Source organism: Streptomyces sp. NPDC102514 (genome assembly GCF_055584525.1).
Map to the genome: position 1 here is coordinate 35,410 of NZ_JBVJLW010000020.1, position 18,825 is coordinate 54,234.

The 18,825-nt window shown below is 71.5% G+C and carries 19 protein-coding genes and 1 riboswitch; of the genes, 11 read left to right on the plus strand and 8 right to left on the minus strand.

What is annotated here, in order from left to right; all coding sequences use genetic code 11:
• The gene (locus ACZ60E_RS37770; RefSeq protein ID WP_469446448.1) at positions 1-972 is read left to right on the plus strand and encodes an ABC transporter substrate-binding protein; all 972 of its coding nucleotides are present in this window, start codon (positions 1-3) and stop codon (positions 970-972) included.
• Between the two features lie 258 nt (positions 973-1,230).
• Here the strand turns inward: ACZ60E_RS37770 and ACZ60E_RS37775 are convergent, their stop codons facing one another.
• Positions 1,231-1,728: a carboxymuconolactone decarboxylase family protein gene (locus tag ACZ60E_RS37775; RefSeq protein ID WP_384800332.1), complete on the minus strand. Its 498-nt coding sequence runs from the start codon at positions 1,726-1,728 to the stop codon at positions 1,231-1,233.
• A 47-nt stretch (positions 1,729-1,775) separates the two neighbouring features.
• Here ACZ60E_RS37775 and pdxR point away from each other — a divergent pair, with 47 nt between their 5' ends.
• Positions 1,776-3,185: a MocR-like pyridoxine biosynthesis transcription factor PdxR gene (gene pdxR, locus ACZ60E_RS37780; RefSeq protein ID WP_469446450.1), complete on the plus strand. Its 1,410-nt coding sequence runs from the start codon at positions 1,776-1,778 to the stop codon at positions 3,183-3,185.
• 118 nt (positions 3,186-3,303) lie between these two features.
• Here pdxR and ACZ60E_RS37785 read toward each other — a convergent pair whose 3' ends face one another.
• Positions 3,304-4,185 (minus strand): DMT family protein, encoded by an 882-nt coding sequence (locus ACZ60E_RS37785; RefSeq protein ID WP_469446452.1) that lies wholly within the window; start codon positions 4,183-4,185, stop codon positions 3,304-3,306.
• A gap of 124 nt (positions 4,186-4,309) precedes the next feature.
• Between ACZ60E_RS37785 and ACZ60E_RS37790 the strand changes: the two genes are divergently transcribed.
• From ACZ60E_RS37790 to ACZ60E_RS37800, 3 genes are all read left to right on the plus strand, one after another.
• Positions 4,310-4,666, plus strand: a complete 357-nt coding sequence (locus ACZ60E_RS37790) for a hypothetical protein (RefSeq protein ID WP_384800323.1) — start codon at positions 4,310-4,312, stop codon at positions 4,664-4,666.
• A 60-nt stretch (positions 4,667-4,726) separates the two neighbouring features.
• Positions 4,727-5,914 (plus strand): glutathionylspermidine synthase family protein, encoded by a 1,188-nt coding sequence (locus tag ACZ60E_RS37795; protein ID WP_469446454.1) that lies wholly within the window; start codon positions 4,727-4,729, stop codon positions 5,912-5,914.
• Positions 5,915-6,004: 90 nt separating this feature from the next.
• Positions 6,005-6,091: riboswitch (ZMP/ZTP riboswitch) on the plus strand.
• A 31-nt stretch (positions 6,092-6,122) separates the two neighbouring features.
• The gene (locus ACZ60E_RS37800; RefSeq protein WP_469446455.1) at positions 6,123-7,568 is read left to right on the plus strand and encodes a glycine hydroxymethyltransferase; all 1,446 of its coding nucleotides are present in this window, start codon (positions 6,123-6,125) and stop codon (positions 7,566-7,568) included.
• Positions 7,569-7,637: 69 nt separating this feature from the next.
• On the opposite strand, the gene ACZ60E_RS37805 is transcribed toward ACZ60E_RS37800, so the two are convergent.
• From ACZ60E_RS37805 to ACZ60E_RS37815, 3 genes are all read right to left on the minus strand, one after another.
• Complete coding sequence (locus ACZ60E_RS37805) at positions 7,638-8,279, minus strand: hypothetical protein (protein WP_469446574.1); 642 nt, start codon at positions 8,277-8,279, stop codon at positions 7,638-7,640.
• A 388-nt stretch (positions 8,280-8,667) separates the two neighbouring features.
• Positions 8,668-9,639, minus strand: a complete 972-nt coding sequence (locus ACZ60E_RS37810; protein ID WP_469446457.1) for a hypothetical protein — start codon at positions 9,637-9,639, stop codon at positions 8,668-8,670.
• Positions 9,632-10,327: an RNA polymerase sigma factor gene (locus tag ACZ60E_RS37815; protein WP_469446458.1), complete on the minus strand. Its 696-nt coding sequence runs from the start codon at positions 10,325-10,327 to the stop codon at positions 9,632-9,634. The genes ACZ60E_RS37810 and ACZ60E_RS37815 overlap by 8 nt, the downstream gene beginning before the upstream one ends.
• Before the next feature lie 176 nt (positions 10,328-10,503).
• Between ACZ60E_RS37815 and trpS the strand changes: the two genes are divergently transcribed.
• Together trpS and ACZ60E_RS37825 are read left to right on the plus strand one after the other, a co-directional pair.
• Entirely contained in the window at positions 10,504-11,496 is a 993-nt protein-coding gene (gene trpS, locus ACZ60E_RS37820; protein ID WP_469446460.1) for a tryptophan--tRNA ligase, read from the plus strand.
• A gap of 149 nt (positions 11,497-11,645) precedes the next feature.
• Entirely contained in the window at positions 11,646-12,224 is a 579-nt protein-coding gene (locus ACZ60E_RS37825) for a 2'-5' RNA ligase family protein (RefSeq protein WP_384800304.1), read from the plus strand.
• A gap of 129 nt (positions 12,225-12,353) precedes the next feature.
• Here ACZ60E_RS37825 and ACZ60E_RS37830 read toward each other — a convergent pair whose 3' ends face one another.
• Positions 12,354-13,109, minus strand: coding sequence for a decaprenylphospho-beta-D-erythro-pentofuranosid-2-ulose 2-reductase (locus ACZ60E_RS37830; protein WP_384800296.1), 756 nt, complete (start codon positions 13,107-13,109; stop codon positions 12,354-12,356).
• Between the two features lie 48 nt (positions 13,110-13,157).
• Positions 13,158-14,513, minus strand: coding sequence for an FAD-binding protein (locus tag ACZ60E_RS37835; RefSeq protein WP_385834245.1), 1,356 nt, complete (start codon positions 14,511-14,513; stop codon positions 13,158-13,160).
• A 142-nt stretch (positions 14,514-14,655) separates the two neighbouring features.
• Between ACZ60E_RS37835 and ACZ60E_RS37840 the strand changes: the two genes are divergently transcribed.
• The 4 genes from ACZ60E_RS37840 to ACZ60E_RS37855 are packed head-to-tail and all read left to right on the plus strand — an operon-like array spanning position 14,656 to position 17,486.
• The gene (locus ACZ60E_RS37840) at positions 14,656-15,177 is read left to right on the plus strand and encodes a phosphatase PAP2 family protein (protein WP_384800290.1); all 522 of its coding nucleotides are present in this window, start codon (positions 14,656-14,658) and stop codon (positions 15,175-15,177) included.
• Positions 15,170-16,144 (plus strand): decaprenyl-phosphate phosphoribosyltransferase, encoded by a 975-nt coding sequence (locus ACZ60E_RS37845; protein ID WP_453791970.1) that lies wholly within the window; start codon positions 15,170-15,172, stop codon positions 16,142-16,144. The genes ACZ60E_RS37840 and ACZ60E_RS37845 overlap by 8 nt, the downstream gene beginning before the upstream one ends.
• Positions 16,105-16,566 carry a GtrA family protein gene (locus tag ACZ60E_RS37850; protein ID WP_385834247.1) on the plus strand — a complete coding sequence of 154 codons (462 nt, stop codon included), beginning with the start codon at positions 16,105-16,107 and terminating at the stop codon, positions 16,564-16,566. Before ACZ60E_RS37845 ends, ACZ60E_RS37850 begins: the two co-directional genes overlap by 40 nt.
• Entirely contained in the window at positions 16,554-17,486 is a 933-nt protein-coding gene (locus ACZ60E_RS37855) for a YihY/virulence factor BrkB family protein (protein WP_384800283.1), read from the plus strand. Before ACZ60E_RS37850 ends, ACZ60E_RS37855 begins: the two co-directional genes overlap by 13 nt.
• On the opposite strand, the gene ACZ60E_RS37860 is transcribed toward ACZ60E_RS37855, so the two are convergent.
• A complete protein-coding gene (locus ACZ60E_RS37860) occupies positions 17,440-18,756 on the minus strand; it encodes a D-alanyl-D-alanine carboxypeptidase family protein (protein WP_385834249.1) in 1,317 nt (438 codons plus the stop codon). The genes ACZ60E_RS37855 and ACZ60E_RS37860 overlap by 47 nt on opposite strands.
• Positions 18,757-18,825 lie beyond the last annotated feature (69 nt).

Genomic DNA, 18,825 nt, shown 5'->3' on the forward strand with positions numbered 1-18,825 from the left:
ATGCGTACACGTGTGACACGTACGACCGGTGCGCTCGCGGTCGGCTGCTCCTTGCTGGTGCTGACGGCCGGCTGCGGAGCCGCCGACATGACCAAGCAGTCCTCGCCCTTCGCCAACGCGCAGGGCGCTAAGACCGTGACCCTCTCCACGCAGTCCTGGGTCGGCGCGCAGGCCAACGTGGCCGTCGCGCAGTACCTGCTGGAGCACGAACTGGGCTATCGCGTCGACACCGTCCAGGTCGACGAGGTGCCCGCGTGGGACGCGCTCAGCCAGGGCCGCGTCGACGCGATCCTGGAGGACTGGGGCCACCCCGAGCAGGAACAGCGGTACGTCGAGGACAAGAAGACGATCGTGGACGGCGGCGGCCTCGGCGTCACCGGGCACATCGGCTGGTTCGTACCGACGTACTTCGCGAAGCAGCACCCCGACGTGACGAACTGGAAGAACCTCAACAAGTACGCCGACCAGTTGCGCACCGCCGAGAGCGGCGGCAAGGGGCAGCTGCTCGACGGCTCACCCTCCTACGTCACGAACGACAAGGCGCTGGTGAAGAACCTGGACCTCGACTTCCAGGTGGTGTTCGCCGGTTCGGAGGCGGCGCAGATCACGCAGATGCGGCAGTTCGCCAAGGAGAAGAAGCCGTTTCTCACGTACTGGTACTCGCCGCAGTGGCTCTTCAAGAAGGTGCCGATGACAGAGGTGAAGCTGCCCGCGTACAAGGAGGGCTGCGACGCGGAGCCGGAGGCGGTCGCCTGCGCGTATCCGCACACGCCGCTCCGCAAGTACCTCAACGCGGACTTCGCGAAGTCCGACGGCGGGGCCGCCGCGTTCCTGAAGAAGTTCAAGTGGACGACCGAGGACCAGAACGAGGTCTCCCTCCTGATCGCGGACCAGAAACTGTCCCCGGAGGAGGCGGCGAAGAAGTGGGTACGGGGCCATGAACGCACGTGGAGGGCTTGGCTGACCAAGTAGCACTGACGGGGCGGGGCGGCTGGCGCTGTCCGTCGGCTGCGGGCCGATGGGGGTTGCCCGCGCAGTTCCCCGCGCCCCCATCAGGGGCGCGGGGAACTGCGCAGTCTTTTCGCTTTGAGCGGAACGGGGCAGCGGCGACCGGCCCGGTCTTTTCAGGGGCGCGGGGAACTGCGCAGTCTTTTAGGGTGCGCGGGCAACCCCCACGGCCCGCAGCCGAAGCGATCACGTGGACCCGTCCGGAAAAACGGGTCCGGAGACTCACCCGTGCTGCCCCGCCGTGTAATGCCCCGGCACAAGACGGCAACTCACCCCGAACCGATTCCACGCGTTGATCACCGTGATCGACGCAAGCAGCTGGGACAGCTCCGTCTCGTCGAAGTACCGCGCGGCCGTCTCGAACACCTCGTCCGGGACGAACCCGTCCGTCAGAACCGTCACCGCCTCGGTCAGCGCGAGCGCCGCAAGCTCCTTCTCCGTGTAGAAGTGCCGGGACTCCTCCCACGCGCTGAGCTGGACGATCCGCTCCACACTCTCGCCCGCCGCGAACGCGTCCTTCGTGTGCATGTCGAGGCAGAACGCGCAGTGGTTGAGCTGAGAGGTGCGGATCTTCACCAGTTCCAGCAGCACGGGGTCGACGCCCCGCCGGGCCGCCGCGTCCAGCTTGACCATGGCCTTGTAGACCTCGGGGGCGAACTTGGCCCACTGGAGCCGGGGGCTCTCCTCGGGGGCGGTGGTGCTCTGTGTCGTCGTCGTCATGTTCTCGACCCTACGAGCGAACCAGCCCAGGAGTATGGTCCATTTCCATGGCTGGATCTTGGGCCACTTTCGGAGTGGATCTGCATGTGGACGTGGCGCGTACCGGCTCCGGCCTGCGCAGAGGCCTCACGGACGCGCTGCGGGAGGCGGTGCGGGGCGGACGGCTCGCCCCGGGCCTCCGGCTGCCGTCCTCACGCTCCCTCGCCGCCGACCTCGGCATCGCCCGCAACACGGTCGCCGACGCCTACGCCGACCTCGTCGCCGAGGGCTGGCTCACCGCACGCCAGGGCTCGGGCACACGCGTGGCGCAGCGGAACGTGCCGGTCCCGGCCTCTCCCGCGCGCAGGCCCCGTTCACTCCGGGGACCCGCGTACGACCTGGTCCCCGGCACCCCGGACCTCGCCTCCTTCCCGCGCGCCGAGTGGCTCAGGGCCTACCGCCGGGCCCTCACGGCGGCACCGAACGACGCCCTCGGTTACGGGGATCCGCGCGGCCGGGTCGAACTGCGCACCGCCCTCGCCGGCTACCTCGCCCGCGCCCGTGGCGTACGCGCCGACCCCGACCACATCCTCGTCTGCTCGGGTTTCGTGCACGGGCTGATGCTGCTCGGGGAGGTGCTGCGGCGGCGGGGCGCACGGACGCTCGCGGTGGAGTCGTACGGCCTCGATGTGCACTGGGACCTGATCGAACGGGCGGGCCTGGAGTCGTTGCCGCTGCCGTTCGACGAACTGGGCACGCGGACCGACGACTTGGGCGCGCCCGGTGACGGCGCCCTGGGCGGGGTGCTGCTCACGCCCGCCCACCAGTTCCCCATGGGTGTGCCGCTGCACCCCGACCGCCGTGCCGCCGTCGTCGACTGGGCGCGGCGCACGGGCGGGCTGATCCTGGAGGACGACTACGACGGCGAGTTCCGCTACGACCGCCAGCCCGTGGGCGCGCTCCAGGGCCTCGACCCGGACCGCGTGGTGTACTTCGGCACCGCCAGCAAGGCGCTCGCGCCCGGCCTGCGCCTCGGCTGGCTGGTCCTGCCGCCGGACGTGGCGCCCGAGGTCATGGCGGCGAAGGGCGGCGCGGACTGGTCGTGCGGGGTCCTGGACCAGCTGACCCTGGCGGAGTTCATCACCTCGGGCGCGTACGACCGTCACGTACGGGCTTCCCGCCTCCGTTACCGCCGCCGCCGCGACCAGCTCGTCGCGGCCCTGGCGGCCCGCGCCCCGTCGGTCACCGCCACCGGTATCGCGGCCGGATTCCACGCCGTGCTGCGGCTCCCGCCCGGCACCGAGCAGTCGGTGGTCCGCGCGGCGGCCTGGCACGGCCTGGCCGTCCACGGCCTGACCCGCTACCGCCACCCGGCCGCCACGCACCCTCCGGCGGACGCCCTGGTCGTCGGCTACGGAACCCCGTCGGACAGCGGCTGGCCGGGAGCCCTGGACACACTGTGCGGGGCGCTGCCCTAGCCGCGCCTGGGCAGCGAGCTGGCGGCGGCGGGCGGTGAGTGGCGATCGGCGATAGGCGGGAGGCGAGCGGCGGGGGTCGGCCCAGGCCCAGGCCCAGGCCCAAGCTCAGGCCCAAGCTCTAGGTCGTGCGCGGTTCCGCCTTCGCCCCGTCGTCCGCCGGCGCCTCCCCGAAGCGCGCCAACGCCAGCGCGCCCGCCACCGCCACCGCGAAACCGAGGACGGCCAGCCACTCCAGACCCTCGCGGGTACGGTCGCCCAGCCAGACCACGCCCACCACGGCCGGCCCGATGGTCTCGCCGACGACCAGCCCCGCCGTCGCCGTCGTCACCGAGCCGCGCTGGAGCGCCGAGGTGAGCAGCAGGAACGCGGCACCCCCGCCCAGCAGCAGCGCGTACGTCGCCGGATTGGTGACGAGCGTCGAGGGCGCGAGGCCGTCGATGAGCCGGACCGACACCTCGACCACCCCGAACCCGAACCCGGCGCCCAGGCCGAGCGCGAGCGCCCGCGCCCGTCCGGGCAGCCGCCCGGCGAGCGCTCCGACGAGCAGTACGGCGAAGGCGGTGGCCAGCATCGCGTACTTGAGCGCCGTCGAACCGGCCCTGTCCCCCTCCTCGCCGGACGCCAGCCCGAGCATCGCGAGCCCCGCGCACACCACGGCGACCGCACTCCACTCGACCCCGCTCAGCCGCACCCCGAGGAGCCAGGCCGCCACCACCGCCGTCACCGCGAGACTCGCGGCGAGCGCCGCCCCCACCGCGTAGATCGGCAGCGACCGCAGGGCCGCGATCTGCAGCACGAACCCGACCCCGTCGAGCGCGAGCCCGGCGAGATACCGCCACTCACGCACGGCCCGCAGGAACAGGGCGGCGTTCACCCCGGAAGCCGCGTCACCGGAAGCCGGGCCAGAGGACTCCGTGCCCGGCCCGGCCGCCCGCGCGGCGATCGCCTGCAGCACCGTCGCGGTCCCGAAGCACACCGACGCACCAAGGGCACACAGCATTCCAAAGAGCACAAAGTGACTTTAGAGGAAGGAAAGTTGGGGTAGCCGCTTGTACAACCGGGGCGCGTGATCTTTACGCTGTCGGACTGACGAGCCCGGACGACGGGCCTGACGGGGGAGAGACATGGCGGAGCAGCGCAGAAGACTACGGTCCAGCACGGTCGTACTCGGAGGCATGGGCATTCTCGCGACAGCCCTCACCTCATGCGGGTCCGATCCCGACCGCCGCTGCGTGGACCGCGACAGCTACGACTACGCGGGCGGCTACAAGGTCGTCGTCGACAAGAACTGCGCGTCCGGCTCCGGCTCCACGTCGTCGGGCAGGAAACGCGGGACCAGCGGGAGCGGCACGGTCGACGCCGCCTGGTACTACGACGCCGACGTCGCCGGAGGCCGCGCCGAGGACGGCACCTTCAGCCGCAGCGAGGCCGTCGACCGGGACGGCTTCGGCTGCTCGGACTCGGGCAGCGGCGGCGGCTGACCGGGACACGGAACGCGCTGACGGCTCTCCGGACAACTGACGGATCTACGGACACCTACTGTGGAACGCCGAACCATGGAACCCCGCCCCGACTGGCAGCGAACGGTCGAGGACCAGGGCCTCATCTACCCCCTCACCCGCTACCCGGACGACTCCCTGCGCCCCTACTGGGACGAGTCCGCCCACTACGTCTTCTCCCTGCCCGAGGTCGAGGCCCTGGAGCAGGTCGTCGAGGAACTCCACACGATGTGCCTGGCCGCGGCCGAGTACATCGTCACCGGGAACCGCCTCGCCGACCTCGGGATCACCGACCCGCGCGTGGCGGAGCCGGTCGCCGAGGCCTGGCGCCGCCGCGCCGAACTCCCCTCCCTGTACGGCCGTTTCGACCTCCGCTACGACGGCACGGGCCCGGCGAAGCTCCTGGAGTACAACGCCGACACCCCGACCTCGCTCGTCGAGGCCGCGAGCCCCCAGTGGTTCTGGATGGAGGAACGCTTCCCCGGCGCCGACCAGTGGAACTCCCTCCACGAACGGCTCGTCGAAGCCTGGCGGAAGCAGGCCTCCCTCCTCCCACCGGGCAGCCCCCTCTACTTCGCGCACTCCGCCGCCGACGAACTCGGCGAGGACCTCATGACGGTCGGCTATCTGAAGGAGACCGCTGAACAGGCCGGCCTCGACACCGCCTGGATCGCGATGGAGGAGATCGGCTGGGACCGCCTCTCCGGACGCTTCGTCGACAAGCAGCTCCGCTTCATCCGCAGCTGCTTCAAGCTCTATCCCTGGGAATGGCTCACCACCGACCGCTTCGCCCCGCACGTCCTCGCCACCCTCGACAACGGCGGCGGCACCGGCACGACGATGTGGATCGAACCCGCCTGGAAGATGCTGCTCAGCAACAAAGCCCTCCTCGCGATCCTCTGGGAGCTGTACCCCGACCACCCCAACCTCCTTCCCGCCTACCTCGACGGCCCCCGCGAACTCGCCACCACCAGCGGATACGTGGCCAAGCCCCTCCTCGGCCGCGAGGGCGCAGGCGTCACCATCCACGAACCGGGCTCCGGACCCGTCGCCGTCCGCGAGGAGGCCTGCTGCTACCAGGAGCTGGCGCCCCTGCCGTCCTTCGACGGCAACCGGGTCGTCCTCGGCGCCTGGGTCGTCGGACATGAATCGGCCGGCCTCGGCATCCGCGAATCGTCCGGCCTGGTGACGGACGAATACGCACGCTTCCTGCCGCACGTGATCCTGTGACCCACGGCAGGGATCGGTCCCGGCCGGACCCTGCCGTCGCTCGCATGGTGGACGGCGGAACCTCTCCCGCGGGCCCTCCCGGTACGCTGATCCACGGGCCGTGACTGGCGCGCTGGGATGGGATCGACCATCGGGGAGCGGCCCGGGAAGTGTGTGCCGTGCGCCTGGGCCGAACCGTGAACGCCGAACGCCACGTCCGGAGGCCGTCATGCCAGAGCCCCTTTCCACCGAATCCACCGCCTTCCGCAGTGCCCTCGAAGTGATCCGTGCCGTCGAACCCCGGATCGCCGACGCCATCGGGCAGGAGGTCGCCGACCAGCGCGAGATGCTCAAGCTGATCGCCTCCGAGAACTACGCCTCTCCGGCCACCCTCCTCGCGATGGGCAACTGGTTCAGCGACAAGTACGCGGAAGGCACCGTCGGCCGCCGCTTCTACGCCGGCTGTCGCAACGTGGACACCGTCGAGGCCCTCGCGGCCGAGCACGCCCGCGAGCTCTTCGGCGCCGAGCACGCCTACGCCCAGCCGCACTCCGGCATCGACGCCAACCTCGTCGCCTTCTGGGCCGTCCTCGCCCAGCGCATCGAGGCCCCCGCCCTGGAGAAGGCCGGCGTCCGCAACGTCAACGACCTCTCCGAGGCCGACTGGGCCGAGCTGCGCCAGGCCTTCGGCAACCAGCGCATGCTCGGCATGTCCCTGGACGCCGGCGGCCACCTCACCCACGGCTTCCGCCCGAACATCTCCGGCAAGATGTTCGACCAGCGCTCCTACAGCACCGACCCCACCACCGGCCTCATCGACTACGAGGCCCTGCGCGCCACGGCCCGCGAGTTCAAGCCGATGATCATCGTCGCCGGCTACTCCGCCTACCCCCGTCTCGTGAACTTCCGGATCATGCGCGAGATCGCCGACGAGGTCGGTGCCACGCTCATGGTCGACATGGCCCACTTCGCCGGTCTCGTCGCCGGCAAGGTCCTCACCGGGGACTTCGACCCGGTACCGCACGCCCAGATCGTCACCACGACCACCCACAAGTCGCTGCGCGGCCCGCGCGGCGGCATGGTCCTGTGCGACTCCTCGCTCGCCGACCAGGTCGACCGCGGCTGCCCGATGGTCCTCGGCGGCCCCCTTCCGCACGTCATGGCCGCCAAGGCCGTCGCCCTCGCCGAGGCCCGCCGCCCCGAGTTCCGCGACTACGCCCAGGCCGTCGTCGACAACGCCCGCGCCCTCGCCGAGGGCCTGATGCGGCGCGGTGCCACGCTGGTCACCGGCGGCACGGACAATCACCTCAACCTCATCGATGTCGCCTCCTCCTACGGCCTCACCGGCCGCCAGGCCGAGTCGGCCCTGCTCGACTCGGGCATCGTCACCAACCGCAACGCGATCCCCGCCGACCCGAACGGCGCCTGGTACACCTCGGGCATCCGGATCGGCACGCCCGCGCTGACCACCCGGGGCCTCGGGGCCACCGAGATGGACGAGATCGCGGGCCTCATCGACCGCGTCCTCACCACCACGGAACCGGGCACCACCAAGAAGGGCGCCCCCTCCAAGGCCCAGCACATCCTCGACCCGAAGATCGCGGACGAGATCTCCCACCGCGCGACCGACCTCCTCACCGGCTTCCCGCTGTACCCGGAGATCGACCTCGGCTGAGTCCCCGGCCACCGGGGCCCGGCCGGCCCTGGCCACCCGGCCCCGGTCATCCGACCCCGGCCGGTCGACTCACAAGTCGATCAGTTCCTGTCGTGACTCCCGCGGCGGCCCCGGCTCACGCCCGGCCGCCGCGCGGCGTATCAGCAGAGTGCCGCCGGAGCCGAGGACGATCCCCGCCGCCAGGCCCGTCGTGACCCCCGGCGCCGCCCACCACGCCCGGTCCCCGGAACGGGACCCTCCACCCACGACGGGTCCGGAGCCGAACAACTCCCGTTGCCGCAAGTGGTCATAGACCGACCGGGGCGCCCGGTGCCAGCGGATGTCGTCGTCGTTCACATCGAGTGCCGGGTCGGACCGGATCCAGGGTGTGCCGTCCTTCGCGAGGAACACCTGGTCCTGGCGGCCCATGAAGATGTCGCCCCCGGGAGCACGGTCCGTCTCCGGCCAGCCGCCCACTCCGGTCGTCCCCCAGACGACCGTGGCCCGCACGGCGGGGTAACGCCCTTCGAGCCAGTCCTGCGGGACCTTCTCCGTGCCGGTGGCCGTCGGCCCCGTCAACTGCCAGAGCCGGGCGAAGTCCGGCTCCCCGGACCGCACGCTCGTGGTCCGTCCCGTACCGTCGCCCGCCACGACGACCGCGAGATTCGGCGAGCCGCCTTCCGCGCCCGGGACAGCCGCCTGAGCCCGAGCCGCCCCGAACACGACGACCATGGCGAGCGCGGCGCCGACGACGACGGCGACCGCGCCAAACGCGCCGACAGCGGTGACCGCCACGACCACTCTGAACGCGGCGACGACAGCCATCCCCGTCCCCGGCCGGACCGCCCCCTCAACCATCGCTCAGCCCCAGCCCCAGCCCCAGCCCCGGCCCCGGCCCCGGCCCCGGCCCCGGCCCCGGCCACCCTGTGCCCACTCCTCCTCGCATCCCCACCCCTCCTCGCATCCCTGCCCCGCCCCAGCTCCCCGGCGCCCGCGCCCGCCAGCGCCACCCCCCACGGCCCGGTGCGATCCGCCCGCGACCGTCTGTCACTTCTGGTACACCGCCCGACCCGCCGGGGTTCCCACTCCGCGTCCACCAAAAATCCGACCCGGCAGACCCTTACTCCCGCTCCCGCTCGAGGCCCCGCTCCCGCTCCCGCTCCAACGACCGCGCGATCTCCACCGCCCGTGTCTTCGACGCCACGCCCTCCAGCCGGAGCGTCGTGTCACCCCGGTGTGTCCACAGCAGCGTGGGCCCGGCGGTCCGGACGGAGCGGGTGAAGTCGCCGTCCGAGTCCACCAGCCAGAGCCGCAGCAGATGCGGCTCGGAGAACCACAGCGCCCGGCCGCCGGCGAATTCCGCGTCCTCGTCCAGCGGGACGTACTCCGGCGGCTTCGGCACGACCTTCGCGAAGCCGGGGCTCAGGGACGCCGCGTACTCGTCGAGCCGGATCGTGTGCCCCCGCTTGCGCCAGCACAGGCTCACCAGGAACCGCTCCTTCGGCTCCCGGGCCACCGTCACCGCGTCCGGAGGCCCGAGGGCGGGCGGCGTGCGGGGTGCGAACCCGGCCCGCCGCCCGGCCTCGGCGAGCGTGAGCGACGGGCCTGTGCAGCCGGGCACCTCCGCGCCGGGCGACGGCTTCACCGAAGGGTCGTGCCGCACCTCGACCCCGGCGAAGTCGAACCAGTCGACGACCGCGGCGCGCACCGGAGGCGTGAGCACGAGGACCGTCAGCAGACCGCACAGACCCGCGCTCAGCACGCGCCCGCGTGACCGCACCCAGCGGCGCATCACCCGCAGCCGCTCGGCCGGGGTCGGCGGCTCGGTCACCGGGGGCGGCACCCGCTCGGCGAGTATCTGCTCCAGCACCCGCTCGACCATCGACTCGCCGCCCGGGTCCCCGGGCCGGTCCATCGACCGCCCGAGCGCCCGCAACTCCTCCGTCAACCGCGAGACACGCTCGCGCTCAATCCCGGGCCCACTCCCACTCCCGAACCCGTCGCGCTGCCCCTGCCCCTGCCCCTGCTCCTGCCCATGCCGCCCCCCGTCACCGGAGACTTCGCCGCCCCCGTCCTCGTACCGCTCACTCATGCTCATCACCTCCTCTCCGTGACCCCTGATCCTGCGGCGCCCGCTGCTTTCCCAGCCCCCGCCGCGTCCCCAGCGCCTCCCGCCTCTCCTCGTCCCCGGGCCGTTCCCGGGGTGGTTCGAAGTCCGGGAGGAGTCTGCTCAGCTTTCTCAGGGCGCGGTTGAGCCGGGACTTCACCGTCCCGCGCGGCCAGCCCAGGGCCTGGGCCGTCTCCGACTCGTCCATCTCCAGCAGATAGCGGTAGGTGACGACCAGGCGGTGCTCCTCGCCGAGGCTCTCCAGGGCGGTCAGCAGCGCCGTCCTGCGCTCGGTCTCCAGCGCCGCGGTCGCCGGGTCCGCCGATTCCGGTATCAGCGGCTCGGCCTCCACCAGCGCGGCCTCGCGGCCGGCCAGGGACCGCTGGCGCACCGCCGTCCGCACTGTGTTCCTCGTCTCATTGGCGACGATCGAGAGCAGCCACGGCCTGAACGCCGCGCCGTCCCGAAAACGCCCCAACGAGCAGTAGGCCTTGAAGAAGGCCTGCTGCACCACGTCCTCCGCGTCCGCCCCCGCACCCAGCGCCGCGGCGGCCCTGAGCGCGAGGCCCGTATGGGCACGCACCAGCTGCGCGTACGCCTCCGGCTCTCCGGCGCGCACCCGTGCGATGACCGCGTCCTCATCGACGATGCGGCCCCCCTCCCGCGCCCCCACGCTCGTCCTCACACTCTTGTTACACCGCCGGAGACAGATCGGTTCCCACCTGTTTCCGACCAGTTCCGGAGTGGGCCCCGACACCTGAGAGAATGGTGAGCATGGCTTCTGACCGCCCGCCCGTCTCCCACCCCCGCCCTCAAACGGGGGGCTCCGCGCCGCAGTCTGATTTGCGTGTGCTCTCTGGAATCCAGCCCACCGCAGGCTCGTTCCACCTCGGCAACTACCTCGGCGCCGTCCGCCAGTGGGTGGCCCTGCAGGAGTCCCACGACGCCTTCTACATGGTCGTGGACCTGCATGCGATCACCCTCCCGCAGGACCCCGCGGACCTGCGCGCGAACACCCGGCTCGCCGCCGCTCAGCTGCTGGCCGCCGGGCTCGACCCCGAGCGCTGCACACTCTTCGTCCAGAGCCATGTCCCCGAGCACGCCCAGCTCGCGTGGATCATGAACTGCCTCACCGGCTTCGGCGAGGCCGCCCGCATGACCCAGTTCAAGGACAAGTCCGCCAAGCAGGGCGCCGACCGCGCCTCCGTCGGCCTCTTCACGTACCCGATCCTGCAGGTCGCGGACATCCTGCTGTACCAGGCCAACGAGGTCCCCGTGGGCGAGGACCAGCGTCAGCACATCGAGCTGACGCGTGACCTCGCCGAGCGGTTCAACAGCCGCCTGGGGGAGACGTTCACGGTTCCGAAGCCGTACATCCTCAAGGAGACGGCGAAGATCTTCGATCTTCAGGACCCGGCGATCAAGATGAGCAAGTCGGCGTCGACGCCGAAGGGCCTCATCAACCTCCTCGACGAGCCGAAGGCCACCGCGAAGAAGGTCAAGAGCGCGGTCACCGACACGGACACGGTGATCAGGTTCGACCCCGTGGAGAAGCCGGGCGTCAGCAATCTGCTGAGCATCTACTCCACCCTCACCGGCACCGGTATCGCGGAACTGGAGCAGAAGTACGTCGGCAAGGGCTACGGTGCGCTGAAGACGGACCTGGCGGAGGTCATGGTCGACTTCGTGACGCCCTTCCGGGAGCGCACCCAGCAGTATCTGGACGACCCGGAGACGCTCGACTCGATCCTGGCCAAGGGAGCTGAGAAGGCTCGCGCGGTCGCGGCGGAGACGCTGGCCCAGGCGTACGACAAGGTGGGTTTCCTCCCCGCCAAGCACTGATCGCCGGGACGAGACCAGGACAACACCGGCACGACATCCGGAACGGGCCCGCACCGCCGTACAGTCGATAGCCGAACCGGCGGCAGACCTCGCCCGACCGGAACGCCGACACGGTGGAAAAGAACACCGGCACAACGACAGGAGACGACGTGGGGACCGTAACGATCGGTGTGTCGATCGCGGTCCCGGAGCCACACGGCAGCCTGCTCCAGGAGCGGCGCGCGGGCTTCGGCGACCCCGCGGCTTCCGGCATTCCCACCCACGTCACGCTGCTGCCGCCGACCGAGGTCGAACAGTCGGCGCTGCCCGCGATCGAGACGCATCTCGTGGAGGTCGCGGCGGCCGGCCGCCCCTTCTCGATGCGGCTGAACGGCACGGGAACGTTCCGTCCGCTGTCCCCGGTCGTGTTCGTGCAGGTGGTCGAGGGTGCCGAGGCCTGCACCTGGCTGCAGAAGCAGGTCAGGGACGCCTCCGGGCCCGTGGCGCGCGAGCTGCAGTTCCCGTACCACCCCCATGTGACGGTGGCGCACGGCATCGACGACGAGGCGATGGACCGGGCTTTCGAGGAACTGGCGGAGTACGAGGCGCACTGGCCGTGCACCGGCTTCGCGCTCTATGAGCAGGGGCCCGACGGCGTGTGGCGCAGGCTGCGCGACTACGTTTTCGGAGGCGCGGTCGTACCGCCTCAGGCGACCCACGTGGAACGGGGCCCGCTCCCGGCGTGCTGACGGGGCGCTCGGGGGCGGGGGCCTGAGGTCGGGTTCTCGTCCGCGGGCCCGTCGTGGCTGGTCGCGCAGTTCCCCGCGCCCCTGAAGGGGTGCCCCCGCAGGGGCGCAGCCCCGACAAGGACCCGTCCGCTACAGCGGCAGGCGGCGGAAAACCCCCCGCGGGATGTGCCGCAGTGCCGACATGACCACCCGGAGTGCCCCCGGTACCCACACCGTTTCGGAGCGGCGGCGCAGGCCCGTCTCGATGGCTGTGGCGACCGCCTCGGGGGTTGTCGCGAGGGGGGCCTCCTCCAGGCCCTCCGTCATCTTGGAACGGACGAAGCCGGGGCGTACGACCATCACGTGGACGCCCGTGCCGTACAGCGCGTCCCCCAGGCCCTGGGTGAACGCGTCGAGGCCCGCCTTGCTGGAGCCGTAGATGAAGTTGGCGCGGCGGGCCCGCTCGCCCGCCACCGAGGAGAGCACCACCAGGGAGCCGTGGCCCTGCGTCTGGAGCGCCCGCGCGCACACCAGTCCCGACGACACGGCGCCCGTGTAGTTGGTCTGGGCGACCCGGACCGCGGCGCCGGGCTCGTTCTCGTCGTGCGACTGGTCGCCCAGGACGCCGAACGCGAGCAGGACCATGTCGATGTCGCCCTCGGCGAACACCTTGCCGAGGGCCGCCTCGTGGGCGTCCGGGTCGAGCGCGTCGAAGTCGACGGTACGGACGTCCGCGCCGAGTTCCCGCAACCCTGAGGCGGCCGATTCCAGGCCGGGGGAGGGGCGGCCGGCGAGCCACACCGTGCGGGTGCGGCGCGTGATCAGCCGCCGTGCGGTGGCGAGCCCGATCTCGGACGTGCCGCCGAGGACGAGCAGGGACTGGGGGATGCCGAAGGCGTCCTTCATGGGACCGAACTCCTATGGGAAGAGGGCCGACAGGGCAGGTGGCCGGCGTCAGAGCCCGAGGCGCCGGGACAGGTCGGAGGTGAAGACGGACCGCGGGTCCAGCTCCTCGCGCAGCGCCCGGAACTCGCCGAGCCGCGGATACATCGCCGTGAGCAGTTCGGGCCGCAGCCGGGAGTCCTTGGCGAGGTAGACCCGCCCGTCGGCCGCGGCGACCTCCGCGTCCAGCTCGTCGAGGAAGCCGCCGAGTCCCGGCAGGTTCGCGGGGATGTCGAGGGCGAGGGTCCAGCCGGGCATCGGGAAGGACAGCCAGCCCGGGTCGCCCTCGCCGAACCGCTTGAGGACGGCGAGGAAGGACGGGCAGCGGCGCTGCGAGATGCGCTGCACGATCCGGCGCAGGGTCTCCTCCTGCCCGTAGCCGACGGCGAACTGGTACTGCACGAAACCGCCGCGTCCGTAGACGCGGTTCCAGTGCGGCACGCCGTCGAGCGGATGGAAGAACGTGGACATCCGCTGGAGTTCGCCCACCCGCGCGCGGGGCGCCTTGCGGTACCAGAGCTCGTTGAAGAGGCCCACCGTCGTACGGCCGAGCAGGCCCTCGGGGACGAAGGAGGGCGCGGCGGGCAGACGCCCCGGACGGAACTCCAGCGGGGCTCTACGCGCGCGTGTGCGGCCGTCCAGCGCCTCCAGGGGAGCATGGTCGCCCCGGGTCAGCACCGAGCGGCCCATGGACGCGCCCCGGGCCAGCAGGTCGATCCAGGCGACCGAGTAGCGGTAGCGGTGGTCGGTGGCCGTGAGGCGGGCCATCAAGTCGTCCAGGTCCGTGGCGCGTTCCGTGTCGACGGACATCAACGACGTCTCGACGGGCTGCAGCCGGACGGTGGCCGTCAGGATGACGCCGGTCAGGCCCATCCCGCCCGCCGTGGCGTCGAACAGGGGCGTTCCCCGGTCCACCATGCGGATCTGCCCGTCGGCCGTCAGCAGTTCGAAGGACAGGACGTGACGGGCGAACGAGCCGGACACATGGTGGTTCTTGCCGTGGATGTCCGCGCCGATCGCCCCGCCGACCGTCACATAGCGGGTCCCGGGCGTCACCGGCACGAACCAGCCCAGCGGCAGCAGTACTTCCATGAGGCGGTGCAGGGAGACACCGGCGCCGCACAGCACGGTCCCGCCGTCCACGTCGACCGCGTGGACGCTGTCGAGCCCCGTCATGTCGAACACGGCCCCGCCCGCGTTCTGCGCCGCGTCCCCGTACGCCCGTCCCAGGCCCCGGGCGATGCCTCCCCGGGCCCCGCAGTCACGGACGGCCGCCACGGCCTCCTCGTACGAACGGGGGCGCACCAGGCGGGCTGCGGTGGGAGCGGTGCGGCCCCACCCCGTGACGGAAACCGTGTCGGTAGGCATACCAGTGACCGTATCGAGCGGAAGTTGCCTTTAGTTACCTAACATCCACTTACATCCCTTTCCTCCCCGAAATGGGTGATTAATGGGATGTCGCTCAATATTGCCGGAGCTGTAGCCCTGTTGACGTGAACAGTGAGTCCCCATGGACCACCACGACGAGCGCCCTGACCTGGACCACCGGATCCTCACGGCCCTCCACGCACGCGGCACGGGACCCGGAGTCGCCGCCGCCGCGCGGACCCTGTCCCTGGTAGGCGAGCACGGCGCGCTGTGGCTCGCGGCGGGCCTCGCGGGAGCCGCCGCCGACCGGGAGCGGCGCGGCGCCTGGCTGCGCGGCACGGCCCTGACCGCGGGCGCGCACCTCGCCAGCATGGGCGTGAAACGGCTCGTACGCCGTCCGCGTCCCGGCCATGTCGAGCCGCTGGTCCGCACCGCGGGCCGGCACTCCTTCCCCAGCTCGCACGCCACGTCCGCGGTGGCCGCCGCCGTGGCCTTCGGCGCGCTCGGCGCGCGCGTGGTGCCCGCGCTGGCCGCCGCGATGTGCGTGTCGCGGGTGGTCGTCGGCGTCCACTACCCCTCGGACGTCGCCGCGGGCGCCGCCCTCGGCGCGGTGACGGCCCGGCTGGGCGCCCGCTGGATGACAGGAGGCCGTGACCATGGCTGAGACGGTCCTTCTGGGGAGTGCGAAGAGTCCGGGGAGCCCGGGTACCGCGGAGGGGACACGGGGAGAGCGGCCCGCCCCGCCGAAAAGTGGCCTCCTGAAGGGGATCATCAGGACCGCCCGTCCGAAACAGTGGGTCAAGAACGTCCTCGTCGTCGCCGCCCCGGCCGCCGCCGGCGAACTCTTCTCACGGCACGCCCTCATCCAGGTCGCCCTGGTCTTCGTCCTGTTCACGGCCTGCGCGGCGAGTGTCTACCTCGTCAACGACGCACGCGACGCCGACGCCGACCGCGCCCACCCGGTCAAGCGCCACCGGCCGGTCGCCGCGGGCGTGGTGCCCGTCCCGGTCGCCTACTCCGTAGGGATCGTTCTCGCCGTCGTCGCCCCGACCGTGGCCGCCTTCGTGTGCTCGCCGCTCACCTCGGCGCTGCTCACCGCCTACCTGGGGATGCAGTTCGCGTACTGCATCAGCCTCAAGCACGTCCTGGTCGTCGATCTCGCCGTGGTGACCACCGGGTTCCTGATGCGGGCCATGATCGGCGGGCTCGCGCTCGGCATCCCGCTGTCGCGCTGGTTTCTGATCACCACCGGCTTCGGCGCGCTGTTCATGGTGTCCGCCAAGCGCTACTCCGAAGCCGTCCAGATGGCCGGGAAAGCGGGCGCCACGCGCGCGCTGCTCACCGAGTACACCGTCGGCTACCTGCGCTTCGTCTGGCAGCTCGCCGCCTCCGTAGCCGTCCTCGGCTACTGCCTGTGGGCCCTGGAGGAGGGCGGCCTGCCGCACACCAGCGTGCTGCCCTGGCGGCAGCTGTCGATGGTCGCCTTCATCCTCGCCGTCCTGCGGTACGCGGTCTTCGCCGACCGGGGCACCGCGGGCGAACCCGAGGACGTGGTCCTGCGCGACCGCGCGCTCGCCCTCATCGGCGTGGCATGGCTCGCCATGTACGGCCTGGCGGTGGCCAACTGGTGACCCGGCCGCACCGCAGGGAACTGCTCGGCTTCGCCGCCGCGGGCCTCCTCGCGTACGCCGCCGACCTCGCCCTCTTCCTCTGGCTGCGCGGCCCGGCCGGGCTCGACCCGCTGACCGCCAAGGCCCTGTCGTTCGTGGCGGGCTGCTCGGTCGCGTACGCGGGCAACGCGCTGGGTACGTACCGGCACACGACCACGAGCCTGCTCCAGTACGGGATCTTCTTCGGAGTGAACATCGCGGGCGCCCTGGTACAGCTGCTGTGCATCCTCGTGAGCCACTACGGACTCGGGCTCACCTCCCCGCGCGCGGACACCGTGTCGGGCGCGGGAATCGGCATGGCGCTCGCCACGGTCCTGCGCTTTTGGGGTACGAGGACATTGGTTTTCCGAGGCGAGGGCAGAGTCGGATCATGGACTGGCTGAAAAAGCTCCCCGTCGTGGGCCCGTTGGTCGCACGGCTGATGCTCACGCACGCCTGGCGCTCGTACGAACGGCTGGACCGGGTGAAGTGGACGCGGCTCGCCGCCGCGATGACCTTCATCAGCTTCATCGCGCTCTTCCCGCTGATCACCGTGGCCGCCGCGATCGCCGCCGCGACCCTCGACGAGAAAGGGGTGAAGACGCTTGAGGACAAGATCGCCGAGCAGATCCCCGGCATCGCCGAACAGCTCGACATCGGTGCCCTCGTCGACAACGCGGGCACCGTCGGACTCATCGCGGGCGCCCTGCTGCTGTTCACCGGCATCGGCTGGGTCGGCTCGATGCGCGAGTGCCTGCGCGCGGTCTGGGAGCTGCCGGACGAGGAGGAGAACCCGATCCTGCGCAAGCTCGTGGACGGCGGCGTACTCGTCGGCCTCGGCGGCGCCGCGCTCGTCACGATCGCCGCGTCCACCCTCGCGTCGACCGCCGTGGGCTGGACCACCCGGCAGCTCGGCATCGACGAGGGCGGCTGGGGCGGGGTGCTGCTGCGGGTGGCCGCGTTCGCCGTGGCCGTCCTCGCCGCCTTCCTGCTGCTCCTGTACGTCCTGACGCTGCTCCCCGGCGTCCAGCCCGAGCGGCGCCGCCTCGTCGTCGCCGCGCTGATCGGCGCCGCCGGGTTCGAGCTGCTGAAACTGCTGCTCAGCGGCTACATCCAGGGAGTCGCGGCGAAGAGCATGTACGGGGCGTTCGGGGTGCCCGTCGCGCTGCTGCTGTGGATCAACTTCACGTCCAAGCTGCTGCTCTTCTGCGCGTCCTGGACGGCGACGGAGCACAAGGAGACGGCGGAGCCGGCCGGGACGGACGACTCCGCGGACCTCAACGGCGGCGACGCATCAGCTCCGGCAGCGGCCAGCGGCGGTTGATCAGGAAGACACCGGCGGCGAGCAGGGCGAGGACGCCGCCGGTGATCGCCAGGGCGATCCCGACACCGCCCGAACCGTCCGCCTTCGACGCGGCGGCCACCGTCTTCGACTTGCCCCCGCCGTCACCCGAACCGCCCGCCTCACCGGAGGCGTTCGCGCCCGGCTGCGCGCCCGTGTCCGCGCTCTTCGGCGGCACCAGCTCGCCCACCGGGGTGACCTTGCCCGAGGCCTTGAAGCCCCAGTCGAGGAGCTTGGCGGTCTCCTTGTAGACCTCGTCGTGCTCCTGCTTCTCCGGGTTCATGACCGTGACGAGCAGCACCCGGCCGTCGCGCTCGGCGACCCCGGTGAAGGTCGCGCCCGCGTTCGTGGTGTTGCCGTTCTTCACACCCGCAATGCCCTGGTAGGCGTCGAGGCCGTAGTCGCCCGTCAGTAGCCGGTTGGTGTTCTGGATCTCGAAGGACCCGCGGGTGGTCTTGCCCTTCTTGTTCTTCCTGGTCTCGCCGGGGAACTTCGCGCGGACCGTCGAGCAGTACTCCCGGAAGTCCTCGTTCTGCAGGCCGGAGCGGGCGAACAAGGTCAGGTCGTACGCCGACGACACCTGGCGCTTCTCGTCGTAGCCGTCCGGGCTGACCACGTTCGTGTCGAGCGCCTGGAGTTCCTCGGCGCGCGCGTTCATGTCCTCGACGGTCTGGTCGACGCCGCCGTTCATCGCGGACAGGACGTGCACGGCGTCGTTGCCGGAGCGAAGGAAGACACCGAGCCACAGATCGTGGACCGTGTACGTCTCGTCCTCCTTGACGCCCACCATGCTGGAGCCCGAGCCGATGCCCGCCAGGTCCGCCGGGACGACCTTGTGCTTCTGCTTCTTGGGGAACTTGGGCAGCACGGTGTCGGCGAACAGCATCTTCAGGGTGCTCGCCGGAGGCAGCCGCCAGTGCGCGTTGTGCGAGGCGAGGACATCGCCGGACTCGGCGTCCGCGACGATCCAGGAGCGGGCGCTCAGATCCTTCGGGAGGACCGGCGCTCCGGTGCCGAGGTTCGCCTGCGTCCCGGGCTGCGCGAGCAGGGCGCCGCCCACGGACGACATGTCCGCCGGTGGGGTGGCCGAGGGGCTGGCCGACGGGCTCGGCTTCGGCTTGTCCGCCGCGAAGGCGGCAGCGGCTGCGGCGGCGGGCGCGGTGGCCGTCGCCGTGAGCGCGAGCGAGAACGACAACAGGGTGGCGGAGGTGACCAGCAAGGAGGACTTGGCGGTCTTTTTCATGGCGGGCACGGTCGAGAACGTACAGGGCGTGGGGAGGGAAGTCGCCGGGGCCTCCTCATCGGGGCCCTTTCCGCCAGG